This window comes from Ruegeria sp. AL7, from assembly GCF_056536105.1.
Window position 1 is genome coordinate 1 of the sequence record NZ_JBQFJF010000001.1, and the last position, 18,057, is coordinate 18,057.

Below are 18,057 nucleotides of genomic sequence, written 5' to 3' on the forward strand. Positions count from 1 at the left end.
TCGGCCAGCGCGGCCTCGGCATCCCGGGGGTGCGCAATCTGGCTTGTCCTTTGCCGTCATAGCCAAAGCGGCGGGTCTTCAGGATGGCGGGGGCGCCGATTTCTTCGATGGCCGCATTCAGGCTGTCCAGATCGGTGATATCCGCAAACGGAGCCGTTTTCAGGCCAAGCCCCTGCAGGAACGTCTTCTCGGTCAGGCGGTCCTGACTGACCCTCAATGCCTCACGCCCGGGACGAATGGGGCGATGGGCTTCCAGAATATCCAATGCCTCGGTCGGGATGTTCTCGAACTCATAGGTGATGACGTCCACCGCATCGGCGAAGGCCGTCAAGGCGTCGATATCGTCGTAGGCCGCTGTCGTAACCCGATCCGCAACCTGCCCGGCAGGCGGGTTTGCGCCCGGCTCGTAGATGTGGCTGACAAACCCCAGTCGAGAGGCCGCCACCGACAGCATCCGGCCCAGCTGGCCGCCACCCAGAATCCCGATCACTGCACCTTGGGCGAGCATCTCCGCCATCGTCAATTCTCCAAACGTTTTCCAATTGCGCCAAGCGCCGCTCTCAGCGCCTCATGCGCGCCCTGTTCGATCAGGGTGCCCGTCATTTGCAGGCTCAAAGTACCTTCGGTCGCCAAAGCGTCGCGCTCCTGTGCCAACCGCCCGGCTGTGTTTTTTTCCATCGCGGCGAGAAAACCCGCCATCAACTGCGTGGTATAGAACTCGGCCCCGTCCGCATCGCCGGTTACGTCACCCAGCCATTCGGCCCCGGTGGCCATCAGATCCAGAATGCCGGGAACCATGGCACAAATGGCAAAATGCGCGTTCAGCGCCACCTCATCCGCAACCTTGACCACGGGGTTTTCCGGCTCAAACAGCTCGGCCAGCAAGCGGTCATTGCCGAACGCCGCCATCGGACAGCCACCGGACTGCAAGAACCCCAGTGGGATGGTTTGGACGAAATCCGACGCAGGGGCGCAAAGCTTGGCCAAATCCTCGGCGGAAACGGCCGCCATAACTGACACGACCTGCTGATCGGCACGAAAGGTCAGGGGGCCAGAACCTCGGCCGCATATGCGGGCGCAGGCACAGGAACACGATGTCCGAGGCGTCAATCACCGCTTGCGGCGGCGCGATAGTCACGCCCAGTTCGGCCTTCAGGGCGGTCGAGACCTCGGCGTTGCGTTCTGTCACGCTGACCTCATGCCCTTTGGCGGCCATCAGCCGCGCAATCGGCGCGGCGATATGCCCGGTGCCGATAAACCCGATCCGGCTCATCCCTGCGGTTCCTCGGGGATCGAGGCGGACAACGCGTCACGCCAGGCATCCAGCCGCGCGGCCAGGGCTTCATCCTGCAAGGCCAGAATGCCCGCGGCCATCAGGCCCGCATTGGCCCCGCCAGCCGACCCGATTGCCATGGTCGCCACCGGAAAGCCTTTGGGCATCTGCACAATGGAATACAGTGAATCCACCCCCGACAAGGCCCGCGTCTGCACAGGCACGCCAATCACCGGTACGCGTGTTTTCGAGGCCATCATGCCCGGCAGATGTGCCGCTCCGCCAGCGCCCGCGATGATCACCTGCAACCCGCGCGACACGGCGGTCTTGCCATAGTCCCACAACCGGTCCGGGGTGCGATGGGCCGAAACGATACGCGCCTCATAAGCGATGCCCAGTTCATCCAGAATATCCGCGGCTTCCTTCATCGTGGGCCAGTCCGACTGGCTGCCCATGATGATCCCCACTGTCACATCGCTCATCCGCTTACGTCCCCGCGCTCAGAAAGAGCGCGCACTATAGCCAAATCCGCTTTTGTGGCAATGCGGTACAGGGCGTTCAGGCAATGATATCGGGGGTCAGGCGGTCTTCGATCAGGCGGATGAAGTCTTTCAGGCGCAGTTTTTCCTTTTTCAGACGCCGAAGGGTCAACTGATCAGCCGTTCCTTTTTCGTGCAGCGCCTCGATCGCCTCATCAAGGTCGCGGTGCTGGCGGCGAAAATCCAACTCAACCCGCAGAACTTCTTCGGTTTTCATCGAAAGGTCGGTGGGCGCGTTCATTGGCGACTCGGGCTTGTTGTGGTGCTTGCCCAACAAGATAGTGTGTCAGACGTTATCGCGCCAGACCTTGTGGACATCCTGTTTTCTTCCCATATTCTATAACAAGCGGTTGCCGGAACGGGACCGCGCACCACGTCGCTTTGACAATAAAGGACGAAAATACGTGTCGAAACTTACTCTTGGCTCATACCCGCATCTTTTGGGGTTCGAGCAGCTGGAACGCCTTCTGGAACGGTCTGCAAAGGCCGGTAATGAAGGATACCCGCCCTATAACATCGAACAGACCTCGGACTTTTCCTACCGCATCACCCTTGCGGTGGCCGGGTTCGCCGAAGAGGATCTGTCGATCACCATCGAGGATCGCCAACTGGTGATCCGGGGCCGTCAGCGCGACGACAGCGAGGGGCGCATCTTCCTGCACCGTGGTATCGCGGCGCGTCAGTTTCAGCGCATGTTCGTGCTGGCTGACGGGGTCGAGGTGGGAGAGGCGATCATGGAAAACGGTCTGCTGCATGTGGATCTGACCCGCGCCGTGCCGGAAACCGTGGTTCAGACAATCAACATACGGAAGGGGTAAGAGCAATGAATACACCGATTGAAATCAACACCGAAGGCGATCGTATCGTCTATGTGAAAACAGTCGACGTTGCCGATCTGCCGCGTGATCTGCGCGATCAGGCAGGTGATCTGGATCACCTTTATGCCGTGCACGATTCCGATGGGCAGCAACTGGCACTTGTGGCCGACCGCAAGCTGGCCTTCGTTCTGGCCCGTCAGCACGACCTGTCACCTGTGGCCGTTCACTGAACGGCCCCTTGTCCGGTGGGGCTGAAACGTTGCCCGCAACACACGCGCATCGGCGAAACTGCCGCTTTTAACCTGTAACGGAGCCGACTGCATGAGCTGGTTTGAATTCGACTGGGTAGACGCCTTCACCAATCGTGCATTCGGCGGCAACGGTTGTGCCGTGGTCCACGGCGGCGCGGGTCTCGGCCGAGGTCTGCATGGCCTATGTGCGCGAAACCTCTCTGGTCGAATGCACATTCACCGGCCCGTCCGACGTGGCCGACATCCGCGTCCGTTATTTTCTGGCCAGCCGTGAAATTCCCTTTGCCGGTCATCCGACGATTGCCACCGTAGCGGCGATGCGGTCGCGCGGCATGATCTCCGGTGATAACCTGACGCTGGAAACCGGCGCTGGTATCGTTTCGATCGGTTTGCAGGGCGAACAGATTGAGATGACGCAGGTCGCACCGCAATTTGGTGCGCATGTGCCAGCCGATCTGGTGGCAAAGGCGATCAGCCTGCCGCAAGAAGCCATCATCTCGCCACCCCGGATGGTTTCAACCGGCTTGCCCTTCTGTATTACCGTTCTGCGCGATCATGACGCTTTGCGCGCGGCCCGCCTGTCCGAGGACGCGCTGCGCAAAGTGGCTGCGACGGCAGGGTATTCCGGCTCGGACATGGCCGAGCCTTTCCTCGTGACGCTCCAAGGGGCCACCGACGCGGGCGATACGTTCTCGCGCCTGCTCATGGCCCCGCCCAGCCCGCCCGAGGATCCGTTTACCGGGTCTGCCACCGGGGCCATGGCGGCTTATCTGTGGAAATACGGGCTGATGACCAAAGACAGTTTCGTTGCTGAACAGGGGCACGATATGGGTCGCCCGGCCAGGCCGTTGTCACGCGTTGGCCCCACCGATGCGATGACGGGAATCAAGGTAGCCGGTCAGGGGCATATCCTGATGCGCGGGCAGGTTGATCTGCCAGAAGCCACCCAGTAGCCGAACCGTTCCCGTCCCCAGGGACTGCCCGGAACACCTCAGACTATCAAAACAAAAACGGCCCCCGAAAACCGGAGGCCGCTGTGTTTCATTCATCTGGTTCAGCCTGCTGCGATCAGGCCCATGCTTTCCAGCTTCAGCAGCACCTGATGAGCGCAGTTGTCGACCTCGACATTTTCGGTCTCGACACGCAATTCAGGGTTCTGAGGCACGTCATACGGGTCCGAGATACCGGTGAATTCCTTGATCTTGCCTTCGCGGGCCAGCTTGTACAGACCCTTGCGGTCGCGCCGCTCACACTCTTCGATGGTGGTCGCGACATGCACTTCGCAGAAGGCACCAAACTGCTCGATCTCTTCGCGCACCGCGCGGCGCGTGGTGGCATAAGGTGCGATCGGGGCGCAGATGGCGATGCCACCGTTCTTGGTGATCTCGGATGCCACATAGCCGATCCGTCGGATGTTCAGGTCGCGATGCTCTTTCGAGAAACCCAGTTCGGATGACAGGTTCTTCCGCACGATATCGCCATCCAGCAACGTGACCGGACGGCCCCCCATCTCCATCAGCTTGACCATAAGCGCGTTGGCGATGGTGGACTTGCCCGAGCCCGAGAAGCCGGTGAAGAACACGGTAAAGCCCTGCTGGCTGCGTGGCGGCTTGGTCTTGCGCAGCTCGGCCACCACTTCGGGAAAGCTGAACCATTCGGGGATTTCCAGACCCTCGGCCAGACGGCGGCGCAGCTCGGTGCCCGAGATGTTCAGGATCGTGACATTGTCCTTGTCCAGAATCTCGTCATTCGGCTCGTATTGCGCGCGCTCCTGCACATAGACCATGTGCTTGAAATCGACCATCTCGACGCCGATCTCGTCCTGGAACTGGCGGAACAGATCCTGCGCGTCATAGGGGCCATAGAAATCTTCCCCGGCCGAGTTCTTGCCCGGACCCGCGTGATCGCGACCCACGATGAAATGGGTGCAGCCATGGTTGGCGCGGATTAGCCCGTGCCAGACCGCCTCGCGCGGGCCAGCCATGCGCATCGCCAGATTCAGCAGGCTCATCGAGGTGGTGGACGCGGGATACTTGTCCAGCACCGCCTCATAGCAGCGCACGCGGGTAAAGTGGTCTACGTCGCCCGGCTTGGTCATGCCCACGACCGGGTGGATCAGCAGGTTGGCCTGCGCTTCCTTGGCGGCGCGGAAAGTCAGTTCCTGATGCGCACGGTGCAGGGGGTTGCGGGTCTGGAAGGCCACGATCCGGCGCCAGCCCAGCTTGCGGAAATAGGCGCGCAGCTCGTTCGGCGTGTCGCGGCGACCGCGGAAGTCATAGTGAACAGGCTGCTGGATGCCCACGACAGGGCCACCCAGATAGACCTTGCCCGCCACATTGTGCAGATAATTCACAGCCGGGTGGGCATCGTCATCGGCACCAAAAACCTTCTCGGCCTCGCGGGCCTTGTTCGGGGTCCAGCGGTCAGTGACCGTCATGGTGCCCAGAATCACGCCTTCCTGATCGCGCAGCGCGATATCCTGACCCAGTTCGATCTTGTCCGCAAAATCTTCGCTGACGTCCAGCGTGATGGGCATCGGCCAAAGCGTGCCATCAGCCAGACGCATGTTTTCGACGACATTGTCGTAATCGGCTTCGCTCAGGAAACCTTTGAGCGGGTTGAAACCGCCATTCATCAGCAGTTCCAGATCACAGATCTGGCGCGGGCTCAGATCCCAGCTGGTCAGGTCGGCGGCTTCGACCTTCAGTTTCTGGGCCGAGTCATACGACACATAAAGTTCGGGAATGGGGGCCAGATTGCTTAACATCGTCATCTGAATACTCTTATCGCAGTGTTGTGTTGCCAGTGATTCAAGGGCGTTTTCGGGGCATTTGCACCGACTGTTGGGCGAAGTCCACTGGCGTCAATGAAACAAAGGACGATATGCGCTGATTTCTCGCGGATTGGAAGGAATTTCCAACTATGAAATCAAAATGATGATCTCGTTCCTTGGGGCGTATATATTCCGATCATGCAAGGTATGACTGTTCCTGTTTTCGCGTGTGCGGCGCAAGCCCGGACGCGCGGGTGACTGGCAGGGCGGGAATCGGATCGGCAACGCCGCGCAGCTGGAACATCCGGATACCCTCCGGCGGCAGGTTCATACCCGCAGCCTTCAACACCTCTTGCGAGACCAGCAACTCGACCCCCAAGGCCTTGGTTTCGCTTTCCAGTCGGCTGGCCACATTGACGGCGTCGCCGATGATCGTTCTCGCGGCATGTCCCTGCGCGCCAATCTCACCCAGCACCAGATCACCAAGGTGTAAGCCCATTCCGATGCGAATGCCGGGGCTGCCTTCGGCCTCAAGCTGCTCGTTGAACCGGTCAAGGGCATGGCTGATATCTATCGCAGCCTTCAACCCCGCGCTGGCGGATGCGGCCGCATCGGGTTTCTCGAAAACCGCCAGCAACCCGTCGCCCATATACTTGTCCACGACACCGCCGTCCTTGGTGATGGCAGGTACGACGGCGTCGAAGAACCGGTTCAGCAGGAACACGATATCATAGGGCAGCTGACCCGTCGTGCGGGCGGTAAATCCGCGCATGTCCAGAAACAGCACGGCCAGTTTCCGTTCCTGCCCCTGACTGGCATGCCCGCGAACGCGCCCGCCATCCGGTTGAAAAACGCGGAAAACAGTGGTCGGTTCCGTCGGGCGGATCTGGCAGGCCAGCCGTGTCTGCGGTGAGGCGCCGACAGCGGCGAGGCTGCGGGCCTCGACATCGCCGGGCGGGGGTAGGGCGTTAGCGCCTTCCTCGATGATGACGCGGCATGTGGTGCAGCGTCCCTTCCCGCCGCACAAGGCCGTATGGGGCACACTATGTGCCTGCGAAATCTCAAGCAAGGTCATGCCCTTTTCGGCATCCACCTCGGGCCCGTTGCTGTAACACCGCACCGAATGCCTGCGCCGCCACAGCTTGCGCCCGATATACACAAGACCCGTGGCCGCCAAGGCGAGCCAGAACGCCAAAAGGGCATTATCCTTGACGGTGAACATGGTCTGGAACGCCTCGGGCGAGGGCCAGTTGTAATGCTCGATATATTGTTCCCGCAGAAACTCATCCGCGAATTCCAACCAAATGCGGCGGCCCTCGGTCAGCAGACCGGCCAAGGCGAACATGGGGATGAAGACGGCAACACCGATCAGATAGGGTACGGCGCTGGACCACCATTTCGTCAGCCGTAACCACATATGCAGCCCGATACAGCCATGCACCCAGACGATCAGCAACAACGCGCTTTGCATCCAAATTACGATGTTAGGCCACATCAGGATGATGATGTACCCCATCTCGTCATTGACGTCGTAAATCTCGTGCGCGACCCGGGTCTGAATGACATGCGAGATCAGCTGCAAAGGTATCAGCAGACCCAGAACAATCTGCAACGCCGTGCTGAACGGCATGCGCAGGGTCCGGCGTTGTGCGATCGAAGCCAGGGCCAGACCGGCATGTGTGAACAACGCCGCATAAAGCAGCAGGCTCATAAAACTGTGCCGCGTCACCGCTGTTCGACCGTCCTGCATCCCGTGCAGATAATCGGTGAAACAGGCCCAGTCCGATGTTGATGAAATGGAAGAAAGCGAAAGCAAACAGAACCAACCCGCTGCCGATCCGAAGCCGGGTTGCCCAACCGCCACGCCACAAAGCGCTCTTCAAGAATACCACCTGTATCGCTGTTCGCCTTGGTTGGACTTTGCGAGGACGTTCGCGGTCAGGTCAAGGCTTCGGGTGCAAATCTAAGCCCGCCAGTGGGTCGCGGGGTGTTGGGAGTGAATTGATATCTTGTCCGCACAAAACAGCACCAGATGGCTGAGGTCGGGGCGCGAGCGCGAGCTGTAGATCAAGCCGTCCGCCCCCAGTGCCCGCGCTTTATCCGAAAAAGCCCATGTCGGCGAAGGGACCCCCATAGCACGATTATCCTGCCAGATCACCGACACAGCCGTCTGCCCGCGGTAGTCCACCAACCGCGCGTTTTCCACCAGAAACCTTTGTATCACGCGGTCGGGATCGTCGCCCGAGACGTAGCGCCGGATGGCGACCGAAGCGCCCTCGGCGCTGAGCGAGGCATAAAGCGCGAACTGTCCGGAATGATGAAAGCGCCCTCAGGCGCGCGGGCAGGCAGCAATGGGGTCGCTGCCTGCGACGCAAACAGAATTCTCCAGACTGGGCCAGAGAATTCAAGCATGCATCAGTCCTGTTCGGCCAGGAACCGTTCGGCATCCAGTGCCGCCATACAGCCCATCCCGGCGCTTGTTACCGCCTGACGATAGACATGGTCGGTCAGATCGCCTGCCGCGAACACGCCGGGGATCGAGGTTTCGGTGCTGCCCGGTTTGGTGACGACATAACCACCCATATGGGTTTCCAGCGTGTCCTTGACCAACTCGTTCGCAGGGGCGTGGCCGATGGCGACAAAGACACCTTGCACGGGATCTCGGTGATCTCGCCGGTTTTAACATGTTTGACCCGAACACCTTCGACGCCCAAAGGCGCATCGGTGCCGATCACTTCTTCCAGCTGGTGGAACCACAGCGGTTCGATCTTTTCATTCTTCAACAGGCGATCCTGAAGGATCTTTTCCGCCCGCAACTCATCACGGCGGTGGATCAGGGTCACCTTGCTGGCGAAATTGGTCAGGAACAGGGCTTCTTCCACGGCTGTGTTACCGCCACCGATCACCACGATTTCCTGCCCGCGATAGAAGAACCCGTCACAGGTGGCGCAGGCCGAGACGCCAAAGCCCTTGAACTTCTCTTCCGACGGCAGACCCAGCCATTTTGCACGCGCGCCTGTGGCCAGAATGACCGCATCAGCGGTATAGGTGGTGCCGCTGTCGCCCTTGGCGGTGAAGGGGCGCTTGCTGAGGTCCAGATCGCTAATGATATCGCCAATCACCTCACATCCCATGGCCTTCGCATGGTCCTGCATCCGCACCATCAGGTCCGGGCCCTGCACCTCGGTGTCGCCGGGCCAGTTTTCGACCTCGGTCGTCGTTGTCAGCTGACCACCGGGTTCGATGCCCTGTACCAGAATGGGTTCCAGCATGGCGCGGCTTGCATATACGCCTGCAGTGTATCCTGCGGGCCCTGACCCGATGATCAGAACCTTGGTGTGTCTTGTGTCGGCCATGGTGCCCCCGCTCGAATTGCCTGATTTGGGCCCGCGGCCCGTCGCCCCGATATAGCGACCGACTGGCCCGGCTTAAAGCCCCTTACTGTTCAGCCCCCTTCGGGCCGGGGTGCCTTGGGTTTCGGGAAGAAGGCGAAAAGGAAACAAAGAAAATTGCGCATCTGCGAAACATTATTGCGCGTGTGGGGTGCTGATATAAGAACCGAAAAATCAGGAGCGTTTTATGGTCACGACCCGGCTGGATGATATTGATCGCAAGATTCTGGCGGAACTGCAGGCGGACGGTCGCATGACCAATGTCGAGCTGGCAAAACGGGTTGGAATCTCGGCCCCGCCCTGTCTGCGCCGGGTGCGCACACTCGAAGAATCCGGCTTCATCACCGGCTACCACGCCGAGGTCAACTCGCGCGAGTTGGGGTTCGAGGTTCAGGTATTTGCCATGGTAGGTCTGGACAGCCAGGCCGAAGTCGAACTGCGCGCGTTCGAAGGCCGCTGCCGCGATTGGCCATTGGTCCGCGAATGCCACATGCTGAACGGCGAAGTGGATTTCATTCTGAAATGCGTCGCACCTGACCTGAGCAGCTTTCAGCAGTTTCTGACGGGCGAGTTGCTGACCACGCCAAACGTGGCCAGCGTCAAGACATCGCTCGTTATTCGCGGCGCAAAAGACGAGCCAGGCGTACCGTTCGACGTTCTGGAAGAACGTATGAACCGGATGGCGTGACCCCAACACGTTTTGGTTGCGCGGTGATTGGTGGCAACAGTGCTGCCACCGCAAGGGATAGAACCCAACTTATTACCAGCTGCATGATGCCCCCCATAATGCAGTAATCACAATCATGCTCAGGCCGTCATCGCGTCGATCTCACCATCTCCGGCGCGCGGCATCAGCAGCGGGCCAAAATCGTTCAGCGACTCGATATGCGCGAACAGGTTCAGATAGATCGACCGAAGCGAGTGGCTGATCATGCGAACCGCATTCACACCTGGATGATATGTTTCGAACTGTAATCCATCTACGCGAATAACGGAATGGCGTTTTAAACAAATGTGAAACAGTTCAACGGGGGTGGGCGGCATTGTTTCAATGACACCCATCCCGTCCTGAAATTCGGACACGGGTGTAAGAATCGGCTGCCCCCCATGCAGGTGCCGCAAATGCGCAGGTGTTCCCACGATTCGCGCCGCCGGGCCAGCAATGACACCCGACATTGGCTTTTGCATCCCGAACGTATCCGCCATGATCCGCGTCAGCGGTCGCGTCCGGCCACGTGAATCCGCGCGTCCGGGGATCAACGTGACAGATCCCTTCCACAACACGGTTTCCGATGCGCCATCCTGCGTCAGGACCGTATCCCCCGGCATCAGATCCTCGATTGCCATCGGTCCATGTTCCGTTTCTACCAAAGATCCACGTGTGAAGGCGCAAAACGCGTCTTCAAACATCGGCAGGGCAGGTGCGATGTGGCGGGTCTGAACCACATCTCCGTTCTTCAACAGGCTGCTGACCTCATAGCGGCGCAGCTGGGCTTTTGGCTTGGAAACCGGCCGCGGCGCGTCCCGCAGCATAACAGACGTTTCGATAGCATTTCTGGCCGCGCGGGCCAGTGAATTAGAATAGTCATTATATTCCGTCCCCTCAAAATGTTCGGTCAGGCGCGGCGTACCCCGTACAGACGCGCCCGGCGAACTGGTTCTTTGCCTTGAAACAAATGGGTGACCCTCGGGCGGCAACCGGTACGGTCCCGCAACGCGACTAAATCTCGCTTTCCAATGGTCAACACATTGACCCCCCAGACAAACTCGTACTTCACGGGCGAAATTGCCCGCACACACACAACTCCTAAAAAGTCACGAACCCCTCGCTCGTGACGCGCGATACATCAGGCCGGAGCGAACCTGATACGCGTTGACCCAAATAAGACCGGCAGCTTGGTCTCTGGGTTTTCTGTCTCAGCGTCGTGCCGCGATGCGACTGGCGACCCTGACAGAATTGCTTGTTACCCGCTTCCACGGCATTTCCGTGTTCTGGTCCCGAGTGGCCTCGACCATGGCTTTCAGAAAGCGTGATTTGGTCTTCATTTTTTGGTCCTGCTCTGAACGGGGTGTATTTCCCCACATCCTCTGTGAACCTTTTGTGACGCGGGTTTGCGGCAGGGATAAGGCTTATCCGGGATGATTTGCGGACAGAAAAATGAAGTCAGACGGACCTCCCACTCAACACGCCAGCGCCCGATTTTCGAACGTCAGATACCGATCTGATTACTGGCAAAAACTCGTTACGATTCTGATGCCCAATCAACACAACAAATGTGGCGGAAAAGTGGCAGGGCACCTAAATCTGGACGAAGATCACAATCTTATGACGGAAATCAACCGCCCGTAATCGACCTCGTTCGCGTGCGTTGATCGGCGATAGGAATAGAACCTGTCAGGGTCGGAATATGTGCAGTGCCGGGTCCACTCGGCCTGTCCGATTCCCGCCTGCCGCAGCCGGTGCAGCCCGAAGGCGGGCAGATCAAATTGCAGGCGGTCACTTTCACCATTGGCAAAAAAGCGGCTGTTGTCCGGCGAATCCGCCAGGAACGCGTCCAGAAACTCTGGCCCCACCTCGTAAGCGCGCTGGGAAATACTGGGTCCGATCACGGCGCAGATATTGCTGCGGTCGGCTCCCAGCGCCTCCATCGCGTCCAGCGTCGCTTCCAGAACACCGTCCAGCGCGCCGCGCCACCCGGCATGGGCCGCACCGATCACATGCGCGTCGGGATCGGCGAACAGAACCGGCTGGCAATCGGCCGTCAGGATCGTCAGGGCCAGACCGGGTGTTGCTGTGACAATGGCATCCGCTTTGGGTTTTTCACCGTCAACCGGGGCTTGGACTGTCAGAACCGTTGGGGAATGAACCTGATGCACCGCGACCATTGCCTCGGGGTCCACCTCCATCGCGTCGGCCACCCGCCGCCGGTTCAGCGCGACAATCTCGGTTTGATCCGAGGACCCCTGACCGCAGTTCAACCCGCTGAAAATTCCTGAAGACGCGCCGCCGCGACGGGTAAAGAACCCATGGCGAAATGGCGACAGCAGATCCGAGGTCAGAATTTCCAGCGTCATGGTTCCAATCCTGGTGGTGGGGCTGCATAGGCCGGGAAAGGCCCATCACCTTGAACAGATTTCCCATTTCATCAGGATGCGTCAACCGCCGATGCGCGGCAATCAGCGCATCCAGCTCGGAACCGCTCAGCGCCTTGGACAGGGCTTGCGCGCGGGCGGTGATCCCCAGCCGCTCAAGGAAGACGCCCTGCGGTGTCAAGCGTGTATGCCTGCACCCACAGGCGCGGGTCGCAACGGCCAAAGGCTCAAAATCCACATGCGCGGTCAAATCGGCCTGACCGGGCGATACCAGAGGATCGGAATGTTCGTGGTTTTGCAGAGCCTGCAAGGTATCGCCCAGCGAATGCCAGTCGCCATAATCCACAATCAATGCCGCGCCGCCATGGCTGGCGACCCGCCCCGCGATTACGGTCAGAATGGGAATTGCAGCAGCACACAGTTCGACCAGATCACCGTCCTTGGTATCCAACAGCCTGTCATTCAGCGCCACCTGCGGCCCGATTGCGCCCAGTCCGAAAGTCAACCCGCCGTCACGCTCACCCACCAGACGCTCGCGCCAGCCCGTACCGTCACGCTGAAACTGGCGGATGGGCAGGGCATCAAAGAACTCGTTGGCAACCAGCAACAGCGGCTGGTCGGGCAGGTCGGCGATCATGTCGATCCAGGCCGCCTCGTATTCGTTCAGGGTTTCAGCCTGCACCTGTTTCAATATAGGCGATGCTTCGACCAGAACTACCTGCGCCGCCTTGTGAAATCCGGGAATCGTTCGTGTAGCGCGCAGAATATCGGCCATCAGGGTACCGCGCCCCGGCCCCAGCTCACACAGGGTAAACGGTGCGGGCCGTCCCTGATCCATCCAGCTCTGCGCCAGAGACAGCCCGACCAGCTCTCCGAACATCTGACTGATTTCCGGCGCTGTGGTGAAATCCCCTGCAACCCCCAGCGGATCACGGGTCGTGTAATAGCCCAGCGTCGGATGCAGCAGGCATTCGCCCATAAAATCCGCCACGCTCAGCGGTCCATCCTGCCGGATGCGGGCGATCAGGTGATCGGTCAGGCTCATGCCGCCCGCCGCCGCGCCCGCAGGGCAAACCACAGACCAAGCGCGATCATCGGCAGCGACAGGAACTGCCCCATGGTCAGCCCGTACCCGCCCACATGCCAGGCCAGCCCCAGTGGATTGCCGGGCGATACGAACTGCGCATCCGGCTGGCGAAAGAACTCGACGATAAAGCGCGACGCGCCGTAGCCCGCAAGGAACGTCCCCATGACTAGGCCCGGTGTGCGAAAACCGCCGCGCCGATAGACCAGCCACAGCAGTACCGCCCCCAGCAACACACCCTCCAGCGCGGCCTCATACAGCTGCGACGGGTGCCGGGCGCACATGCCTGCGACCACGCCGGGGCAATCCTGCGCAGCATATCCGGAAAGATGACAGCCTGGGCAGCTCGCTCGGGCGGCCCCACAGCTCGGCATTGACGAAATTGGCCAGCCGCCCCAGCAGCAATCCGGGCGGAACGGTGTAGGCGACCAGATCCCCCAGCGACAGGGCGGGGATACGGTGCCGTCGTGCAAACAGGTACGACGCAAGGATCACGCCCAGCAATCCGCCATGAAAGGCCATGCCGCCTTGCCAGACCTTCACGATCTCCAGCGGGTGCGACAGGTAATAAGCCGGTTGATAGAACAGCACAAAGCCCAGCCGCCCACCCAGAATGACACCCAGAATGATCCAGGTGACCAGATCCTCCAGCTGCTCGGGCTTCATCGGCGGGCCATCCGCAGGCCAGAGCGCTGGGCGGCGCAACGCCACAACAGCCAGCCGCCACGCGATCAGGATGCCCGCGATATAGGCCAGCGCATACCACCTTAACGCGAACTCCATCCCGAACAGCGGGATCGAGAACAGTTCGGGCGACAGATCGGGAAAATTCAGAACAGCCTGCATGTGCGTCTCATTGCCCGGGGTTTGCAGGTCAAGTCAACCTTGAGCCCGCGCCATTCTTTGCCCATATACATGTAAACCGCGAGATCGGAGAACAGATATGCAGACCCGCAACAAGATCCTGGATGACGTGTCCCAACTGATGACCAACGCCATGGGCGTGGCGCAGGGCGCGCGGGAAGAGGCTGAAAACGCGATGAAGTCGATGATCGACCGCTGGCTGGCCGACCGCGATTTCGTTACCCGTGAAGAATTTGACGCCGTGCGCGCCATGGCCCAGAAGGCGCGCGAAGAAAACGCGGCACTCGAAGCCCGCATCGCCGCGCTCGAGGCGAAACTGGACAAATAACGCCCAGGCGCTCCCTGTTTCCACAATTTTCGGACAAAGCATTCCGCCGCGCAATCCAGCCCGGATTGTGCGGTGCTGTGTATTCTGACGCGTCGCAGAATTTATTCAAGACAAAGCTGACTCTGGCGCCAATATTTTGATCGCCGTTGCCTTCTGTCCACAACTTATTGCTGTTATCCCCAATAATTAGGGTTGCCAGAACTTACGCCACATCGCACCATATTTAGTACAGGCCTATGGGGAAGCCCGGTTTGTAGAGCAGGCAACTAGCGCTGGGCGCCAGCCCCGAAATGCTAGAGATTAGTGAGGTGGCATTATGGCCCTTTCCGAGCAGTATCTCGAAGAAGACATTCATCCGATCGACATTGTTGAGCATCTGGCCGAACATCACGACTGGGATTTTGATCGCATTGGGGACGATCAGATTGCCATGGCCGTTGAAGGGCAGTGGCGCACTTACTCGATCACGCTGGCCTGGTCCAACTATGACGAAACGCTGCGCATGGTGTGCAGCTTCGAAATGGAACCACCGGCCGAGCGTGAAATGCAGCTCTATGAGCTGCTCAACAAGATGAACGACCAGTGCTGGGCAGGCGCGTTTACCTATTGGGCAAACCAGAAGTTGATGGTCTATCGCTATGGTCTGGTCCTTGCAGGCGGGCAAACGGCCAGCGCTGACCAGATCGACACGATGATCAATGCCGCCGTCATGAGCGCCGAGCGGTACTACCCCGCGATCCAATTGGTGACCTGGGGCAACAGAGGGCCAGAAGAAGCCATGCAAGTGGCCATTGCAGAGGCCTACGGCCGCGCGTAAACCTTTGCCCCGAACCGATATGTAAAGCGGGAGGGGCAAATGGACATGACGCGAGTGGCCGAACAGGGGCTTGTGCTTCTGGGGTGCGGAAAGATGGGGTCCGCAATGCTGGCGGGATGGCTGGAACACGGTCTTCCGCCAGCTTCCGTTTGGGTCATCGATCCCTACCCGTCAGATTGGCTGAAGGCGCAGGGCGTCAATATCAACGCACCGTTGCCCGAATCCCCCGCCGTGGTGCTGGTTGCGGTCAAACCGCAGATGATGGGCGAAGCCCTGCCTGCCCTTCAGGCGCTGGGCGGTGGGTCCAGCCTGTTCATTTCCGTTGCGGCTGGTACCTCGATTGCCACCTTCGAATCCGTTCTGGGCCAAGACACCCCGATCATTCGCGCAATGCCCAACACACCCGCCGCTATCCGTCAGGGCATCACGGCACTGATCGGCAACGCACACGCCTCCGAGACCGATATGGAACAGGCCGAAAACCTGCTGGCGGCAGTGGGTCAGACCGTTCGTCTTGAGGATGAGGCACAGATGGACGCCGTCACCGGTCTCAGCGGGTCCGGCCCGGCCTATGTGTTCCATCTGATCGAAACCCTGGCTGCTGCGGGCGCGGCGCATGGCCTGCCTGCCGAGCTTGCGATGAAACTGGCCAAGTCCACAGTGGCCGGTGCCGGGGCGCTGGCCATGGCGTCCGACGAAGACCCGGCGCAGCTGCGTATCAACGTGACCTCTCCGAACGGTACCACACAGGCCGCGCTTGAGGTGCTGATGCATCAGGAAACCGGCTTTCCCGACCTGCTGCACCGTGCCGTCAAGGCCGCAACCAACCGATCCAAGGAGCTCTCGCGTGAGTGAAATTTCGTTCGACGACTTTCTCAAGGTCGATATTCGCGTGGGCGAGGTGATCCGCGCCGAACCCTATCCCGAGGCCCGCAAACCCGCGATCAAGATGTGGATCGACTTTGGGGACGAGATTGGCGAGCGCAAGACCTCGGCCCAGATCACCGCGCATTACGATCCGGCCACTCTGGTCGGCAAACAGGTCATGGCTGTCGTCAACTTCCCTCCGCGCCAGATCGGCAAGTTCATGTCCGAGGTTCTGGTGCTGGGTCTTCCCGATGACAGCGGCGAGATCGTTCTGATCGGCCCCGACGGCAAGGTTCCTACAGGCGGGCGGATGCACTGATGAAACTGCTGATCACGCGTCCGATGACACCGGCAGTCGAATCGCGCGCCCGCGCCGATTTCGATGTGACCATCCGGGAAAACACCCTGCCCATGTCACGGCAGGAGATGCTGGCCGCTCTGGCCGATTACGACGTGGTCGTCCCGGCGCTGGGTGATCAGTTTTCGGCGCAGATCTTTGCAGAAGCCGGTCGGCCGCGCTGCAAGCTGCTGGCCAATTTCGGTGTTGGCTTCAACCATATCGACGTGGATGCCGCACGCGCGGCCGGGATTGACGTAACCAACACGCCCGGCGCGGTCACCGATGCCACGGCCGATATCGCCATGACCCTGCTGCTGACCACAGCCCGGCGCGCCGGTGAGGGTGAACGGCTGGTGCGGTCGGGGCAGTGGCAGGGCTGGCACCCGACGCAGATGCTGGGCCATCACGTGACCGGCAAGCGCGTGGGCATCGTCGGTATGGGCCGCATCGGGCAGGCCATCGCGCGCCGCTGTCATTTCGGGTTTGCCATGCAGGTAGCCTATCAGTCCCGCAATGCAAAAGATCTGGATTTCCCGGCAGAATTCACACCTGACATTGAAACACTCGCCGCCTCGGTCGATTTCCTTGTGCTTGCGGTTCCCGGTGGTGCGGAAACCCGCCACCTGATCAATGCGCAGGTTCTTGAGGCGATGAACCCTCGGCTATTCTTATCAACATCGCCCGTGGCGAGGTGGTGGACGAGGCCGCGCTGATCACGGCGCTGCAAACCGGTCAGATCGCGGGGGCGGGGCTGGACGTCTACGAATTCGAACCCAAAGTGCCGCAAGCCCTGTGCGATATGGAAAACGTCACCCTGCTGCCCCATCTGGGCACCGCCACCGATGAGGTGCGCAGCAGCATGGGGCACATGGCGCTGGATAACGTGGCGGCCTTTGTCGCGGGCAGGGCGCTGCCCAACCTGGTCTAGTCGCCCACCGCCTCGCGCCAGTGTTTGCGGCAGAGCGAGACATAGGTCTCGTTCCCGCCGATCTGCACCTGCGCCCCTTCGGTGATGGCCTTGCCGGTCTCGTCGCGACGAATCACCATCGTGGCTTTGCGGCCGCATTCACAGATCGTGCGCACTTCGCGCATTTCGTCGGCAAGGGCCAGCAGGGCGGCAGAGCCGGGGAACAGCTTGCCCTGAAAATCCACGCGCAGCCCATAGGCCAGCACCGGCACATCCAGATCGTCCACCGCACGGGCCAGTTGCCAGACCTGGGCCTCGGACAGGAATTGCGCCTCATCAATGAAAACGCAGGCTACCATACCCTTGTCCAGCCGGGACCGGATCATGGCGAAGACATCATCTTCGGGTGTGAAAGTGTCAGCCTGCTCCGATATGCCGATGCGCGATGCAATCCGCCCCGCACCCGCCCGCCCGTCAAGGGCGGCGGTCATCAGATAGGTCTGCATCCCGCGCTCGCGATAGTTGTGCGACGCCTGTAGCAACACGGTCGACTTGCCCGCGTTCATGGTGGAATAGTTGAAATACAGCTTTGCCATGGCGTGGGTCTAAAACGCCCGGCCAAAAGGAACAAGAGAGCAAAGGGATGTAAGAAGCGACGTCGCCATTGCGTGTGCAGAGGCCGAGCTGGGCTCGTAGGGGATGGAACCCCCG

General features: G+C 60.3%; 18 protein-coding genes and 6 pseudogenes. 9 read left to right on the forward strand and 15 right to left on the reverse strand.

What is annotated here, in order from left to right; all coding sequences use genetic code 11:
- The 5 genes from ACR3E2_RS00005 to ACR3E2_RS00025 form a co-directional block, all read right to left on the reverse strand.
- A partial coding sequence (locus tag ACR3E2_RS00005; protein ID WP_480492585.1) for an ATP-grasp domain-containing protein occupies positions 1-517 on the reverse strand: 517 nt, incomplete at its 3' end.
- 2 nt (positions 518-519) lie between these two features.
- Positions 520-909 (reverse strand): hypothetical protein, encoded by a 390-nt coding sequence (locus ACR3E2_RS00010; protein WP_480492587.1) that lies wholly within the window; start codon positions 907-909, stop codon positions 520-522.
- A complete protein-coding gene (locus tag ACR3E2_RS00015) occupies positions 890-1,273 on the reverse strand; it encodes an NAD(P)-binding domain-containing protein (RefSeq protein WP_480492589.1) in 384 nt (127 codons plus the stop codon). The genes ACR3E2_RS00010 and ACR3E2_RS00015 overlap by 20 nt, the downstream gene beginning before the upstream one ends.
- Positions 1,270-1,755 (reverse strand): 5-(carboxyamino)imidazole ribonucleotide mutase, encoded by a 486-nt coding sequence (gene purE / locus ACR3E2_RS00020; protein ID WP_267362974.1) that lies wholly within the window; start codon positions 1,753-1,755, stop codon positions 1,270-1,272. Before purE ends, ACR3E2_RS00015 begins: the two co-directional genes overlap by 4 nt.
- 76 nt (positions 1,756-1,831) lie before the next feature.
- Positions 1,832-2,053: a YdcH family protein gene (locus ACR3E2_RS00025; RefSeq protein WP_480492591.1), complete on the reverse strand. Its 222-nt coding sequence runs from the start codon at positions 2,051-2,053 to the stop codon at positions 1,832-1,834.
- A gap of 163 nt (positions 2,054-2,216) precedes the next feature.
- Between ACR3E2_RS00025 and ACR3E2_RS00030 the strand changes: the two genes are divergently transcribed.
- The 3 genes and pseudogenes from ACR3E2_RS00030 (at position 2,217) to ACR3E2_RS00040 (ending at position 3,834) form a co-directional block, all read left to right on the forward strand.
- The gene (locus ACR3E2_RS00030; RefSeq protein ID WP_058275530.1) at positions 2,217-2,630 is read left to right on the forward strand and encodes an Hsp20 family protein; all 414 of its coding nucleotides are present in this window, start codon (positions 2,217-2,219) and stop codon (positions 2,628-2,630) included.
- 5 nt (positions 2,631-2,635) lie between these two features.
- On the forward strand, positions 2,636-2,860 hold the full coding sequence (locus tag ACR3E2_RS00035) for a DUF1150 family protein (RefSeq protein ID WP_209504776.1): 225 nt from the start codon (positions 2,636-2,638) through the stop codon (positions 2,858-2,860).
- Between the two features lie 91 nt (positions 2,861-2,951).
- Positions 2,952-3,834: pseudogene (locus ACR3E2_RS00040) on the forward strand (PhzF family phenazine biosynthesis protein).
- A gap of 101 nt (positions 3,835-3,935) precedes the next feature.
- Here ACR3E2_RS00040 and ACR3E2_RS00045 read toward each other — a convergent pair.
- From ACR3E2_RS00045 to trxB, 4 genes and pseudogenes are all read right to left on the reverse strand, one after another.
- The gene (locus ACR3E2_RS00045; RefSeq protein ID WP_267362968.1) at positions 3,936-5,654 is read right to left on the reverse strand and encodes a bifunctional sulfate adenylyltransferase/adenylylsulfate kinase; all 1,719 of its coding nucleotides are present in this window, start codon (positions 5,652-5,654) and stop codon (positions 3,936-3,938) included.
- 196 nt (positions 5,655-5,850) lie between these two features.
- Positions 5,851-7,404: an adenylate/guanylate cyclase domain-containing protein gene (locus tag ACR3E2_RS00050; RefSeq protein ID WP_480492593.1), complete on the reverse strand. Its 1,554-nt coding sequence runs from the start codon at positions 7,402-7,404 to the stop codon at positions 5,851-5,853.
- Positions 7,405-7,617: 213 nt separating this feature from the next.
- Positions 7,618-7,923 (reverse strand): annotated as a pseudogene (locus ACR3E2_RS00055) (RES family NAD+ phosphorylase); the annotation flags it as partial.
- 146 nt (positions 7,924-8,069) lie between these two features.
- Positions 8,070-9,010 (reverse strand): annotated as a pseudogene (gene trxB / locus ACR3E2_RS00060) (thioredoxin-disulfide reductase).
- Positions 9,011-9,233: 223 nt separating this feature from the next.
- Here trxB and ACR3E2_RS00065 point away from each other — a divergent pair.
- Positions 9,234-9,734, forward strand: a complete 501-nt coding sequence (locus ACR3E2_RS00065) for an Lrp/AsnC family transcriptional regulator (RefSeq protein WP_480475487.1) — start codon at positions 9,234-9,236, stop codon at positions 9,732-9,734.
- 119 nt (positions 9,735-9,853) lie between these two features.
- Here the strand turns inward: ACR3E2_RS00065 and ACR3E2_RS00070 are convergent, their stop codons facing one another.
- From ACR3E2_RS00070 to lgt, 5 genes and pseudogenes are all read right to left on the reverse strand, one after another.
- The gene (locus ACR3E2_RS00070) at positions 9,854-10,579 is read right to left on the reverse strand and encodes a Hint domain-containing protein (protein ID WP_480492594.1); all 726 of its coding nucleotides are present in this window, start codon (positions 10,577-10,579) and stop codon (positions 9,854-9,856) included.
- A 384-nt stretch (positions 10,580-10,963) separates the two neighbouring features.
- Positions 10,964-11,092, reverse strand: coding sequence for a hypothetical protein (locus ACR3E2_RS00075; RefSeq protein ID WP_480492596.1), 129 nt, complete (start codon positions 11,090-11,092; stop codon positions 10,964-10,966).
- A gap of 270 nt (positions 11,093-11,362) precedes the next feature.
- Entirely contained in the window at positions 11,363-12,121 is a 759-nt protein-coding gene (gene pgeF / locus ACR3E2_RS00080) for a peptidoglycan editing factor PgeF (protein WP_267362960.1), read from the reverse strand.
- Positions 12,118-13,184, reverse strand: a pseudogene (locus tag ACR3E2_RS00085) (class I SAM-dependent methyltransferase). The gene pgeF and the pseudogene ACR3E2_RS00085 overlap by 4 nt, the downstream one beginning before the upstream one ends.
- Positions 13,181-14,069: pseudogene (lgt, locus tag ACR3E2_RS00090) on the reverse strand (prolipoprotein diacylglyceryl transferase). Before lgt ends, ACR3E2_RS00085 begins: the two co-directional pseudogenes overlap by 4 nt.
- A 97-nt stretch (positions 14,070-14,166) precedes the next feature.
- Here lgt and ACR3E2_RS00095 point away from each other — a divergent pair.
- From ACR3E2_RS00095 to ACR3E2_RS00115, 5 genes and pseudogenes are all read left to right on the forward strand, one after another.
- Entirely contained in the window at positions 14,167-14,415 is a 249-nt protein-coding gene (locus ACR3E2_RS00095; protein WP_050604795.1) for an accessory factor UbiK family protein, read from the forward strand.
- Positions 14,416-14,731: 316 nt separating this feature from the next.
- Positions 14,732-15,232: a type III secretion system chaperone family protein gene (locus tag ACR3E2_RS00100; protein WP_209598027.1), complete on the forward strand. Its 501-nt coding sequence runs from the start codon at positions 14,732-14,734 to the stop codon at positions 15,230-15,232.
- Between the two features lie 39 nt (positions 15,233-15,271).
- Positions 15,272-16,087 (forward strand): pyrroline-5-carboxylate reductase, encoded by an 816-nt coding sequence (gene proC / locus ACR3E2_RS00105; RefSeq protein ID WP_480482238.1) that lies wholly within the window; start codon positions 15,272-15,274, stop codon positions 16,085-16,087.
- A complete protein-coding gene (locus tag ACR3E2_RS00110; protein WP_267362951.1) occupies positions 16,080-16,418 on the forward strand; it encodes a tRNA-binding protein in 339 nt (112 codons plus the stop codon). The genes proC and ACR3E2_RS00110 overlap by 8 nt, the downstream gene beginning before the upstream one ends.
- Positions 16,418-17,367: pseudogene (locus ACR3E2_RS00115) on the forward strand (2-hydroxyacid dehydrogenase). Before ACR3E2_RS00110 ends, ACR3E2_RS00115 begins: the two are co-directional and overlap by 1 nt.
- Here the strand turns inward: ACR3E2_RS00115 and ACR3E2_RS00120 are convergent.
- Positions 17,364-17,942 (reverse strand): thymidine kinase, encoded by a 579-nt coding sequence (locus ACR3E2_RS00120; protein ID WP_480482234.1) that lies wholly within the window; start codon positions 17,940-17,942, stop codon positions 17,364-17,366. The pseudogene ACR3E2_RS00115 and the gene ACR3E2_RS00120 overlap by 4 nt on opposite strands.
- Positions 17,943-18,057: the final 115 nt, after the last annotated feature.

Coding starts and splice junctions, on each gene's coding strand:
- ACR3E2_RS00010 (WP_480492587.1), bottom strand. CDS start 909: ATGGCGGCGTTCGGCAATGACCGCTTGCTGGCCGAGCTGTTTGAGCCG.
- ACR3E2_RS00015 (WP_480492589.1), bottom strand. CDS start 1,273: ATGAGCCGGATCGGGTTTATCGGCACCGGGCATATCGCCGCGCCGATT.
- purE (WP_267362974.1), bottom strand. CDS start 1,755: ATGAGCGATGTGACAGTGGGGATCATCATGGGCAGCCAGTCGGACTGG.
- ACR3E2_RS00025 (WP_480492591.1), bottom strand. CDS start 2,053: ATGAACGCGCCCACCGACCTTTCGATGAAAACCGAAGAAGTTCTGCGG.
- ACR3E2_RS00035 (WP_209504776.1), top strand. CDS start 2,636: ATGAATACACCGATTGAAATCAACACCGAAGGCGATCGTATCGTCTAT.
- ACR3E2_RS00045 (WP_267362968.1), bottom strand. CDS start 5,654: ATGACGATGTTAAGCAATCTGGCCCCCATTCCCGAACTTTATGTGTCG.
- ACR3E2_RS00050 (WP_480492593.1), bottom strand. CDS start 7,404: ATGCAGGACGGTCGAACAGCGGTGACGCGGCACAGTTTTATGAGCCTG.
- ACR3E2_RS00065 (WP_480475487.1), top strand. CDS start 9,234: ATGGTCACGACCCGGCTGGATGATATTGATCGCAAGATTCTGGCGGAA.
- ACR3E2_RS00070 (WP_480492594.1), bottom strand. CDS start 10,579: ATGCTGCGGGACGCGCCGCGGCCGGTTTCCAAGCCAAAAGCCCAGCTG.
- ACR3E2_RS00075 (WP_480492596.1), bottom strand. CDS start 11,092: ATGAAGACCAAATCACGCTTTCTGAAAGCCATGGTCGAGGCCACTCGG.
- pgeF (WP_267362960.1), bottom strand. CDS start 12,121: ATGACGCTGGAAATTCTGACCTCGGATCTGCTGTCGCCATTTCGCCAT.
- ACR3E2_RS00095 (WP_050604795.1), top strand. CDS start 14,167: ATGCAGACCCGCAACAAGATCCTGGATGACGTGTCCCAACTGATGACC.
- ACR3E2_RS00100 (WP_209598027.1), top strand. CDS start 14,732: ATGGCCCTTTCCGAGCAGTATCTCGAAGAAGACATTCATCCGATCGAC.
- proC (WP_480482238.1), top strand. CDS start 15,272: ATGGACATGACGCGAGTGGCCGAACAGGGGCTTGTGCTTCTGGGGTGC.
- ACR3E2_RS00120 (WP_480482234.1), bottom strand. CDS start 17,942: ATGGCAAAGCTGTATTTCAACTATTCCACCATGAACGCGGGCAAGTCG.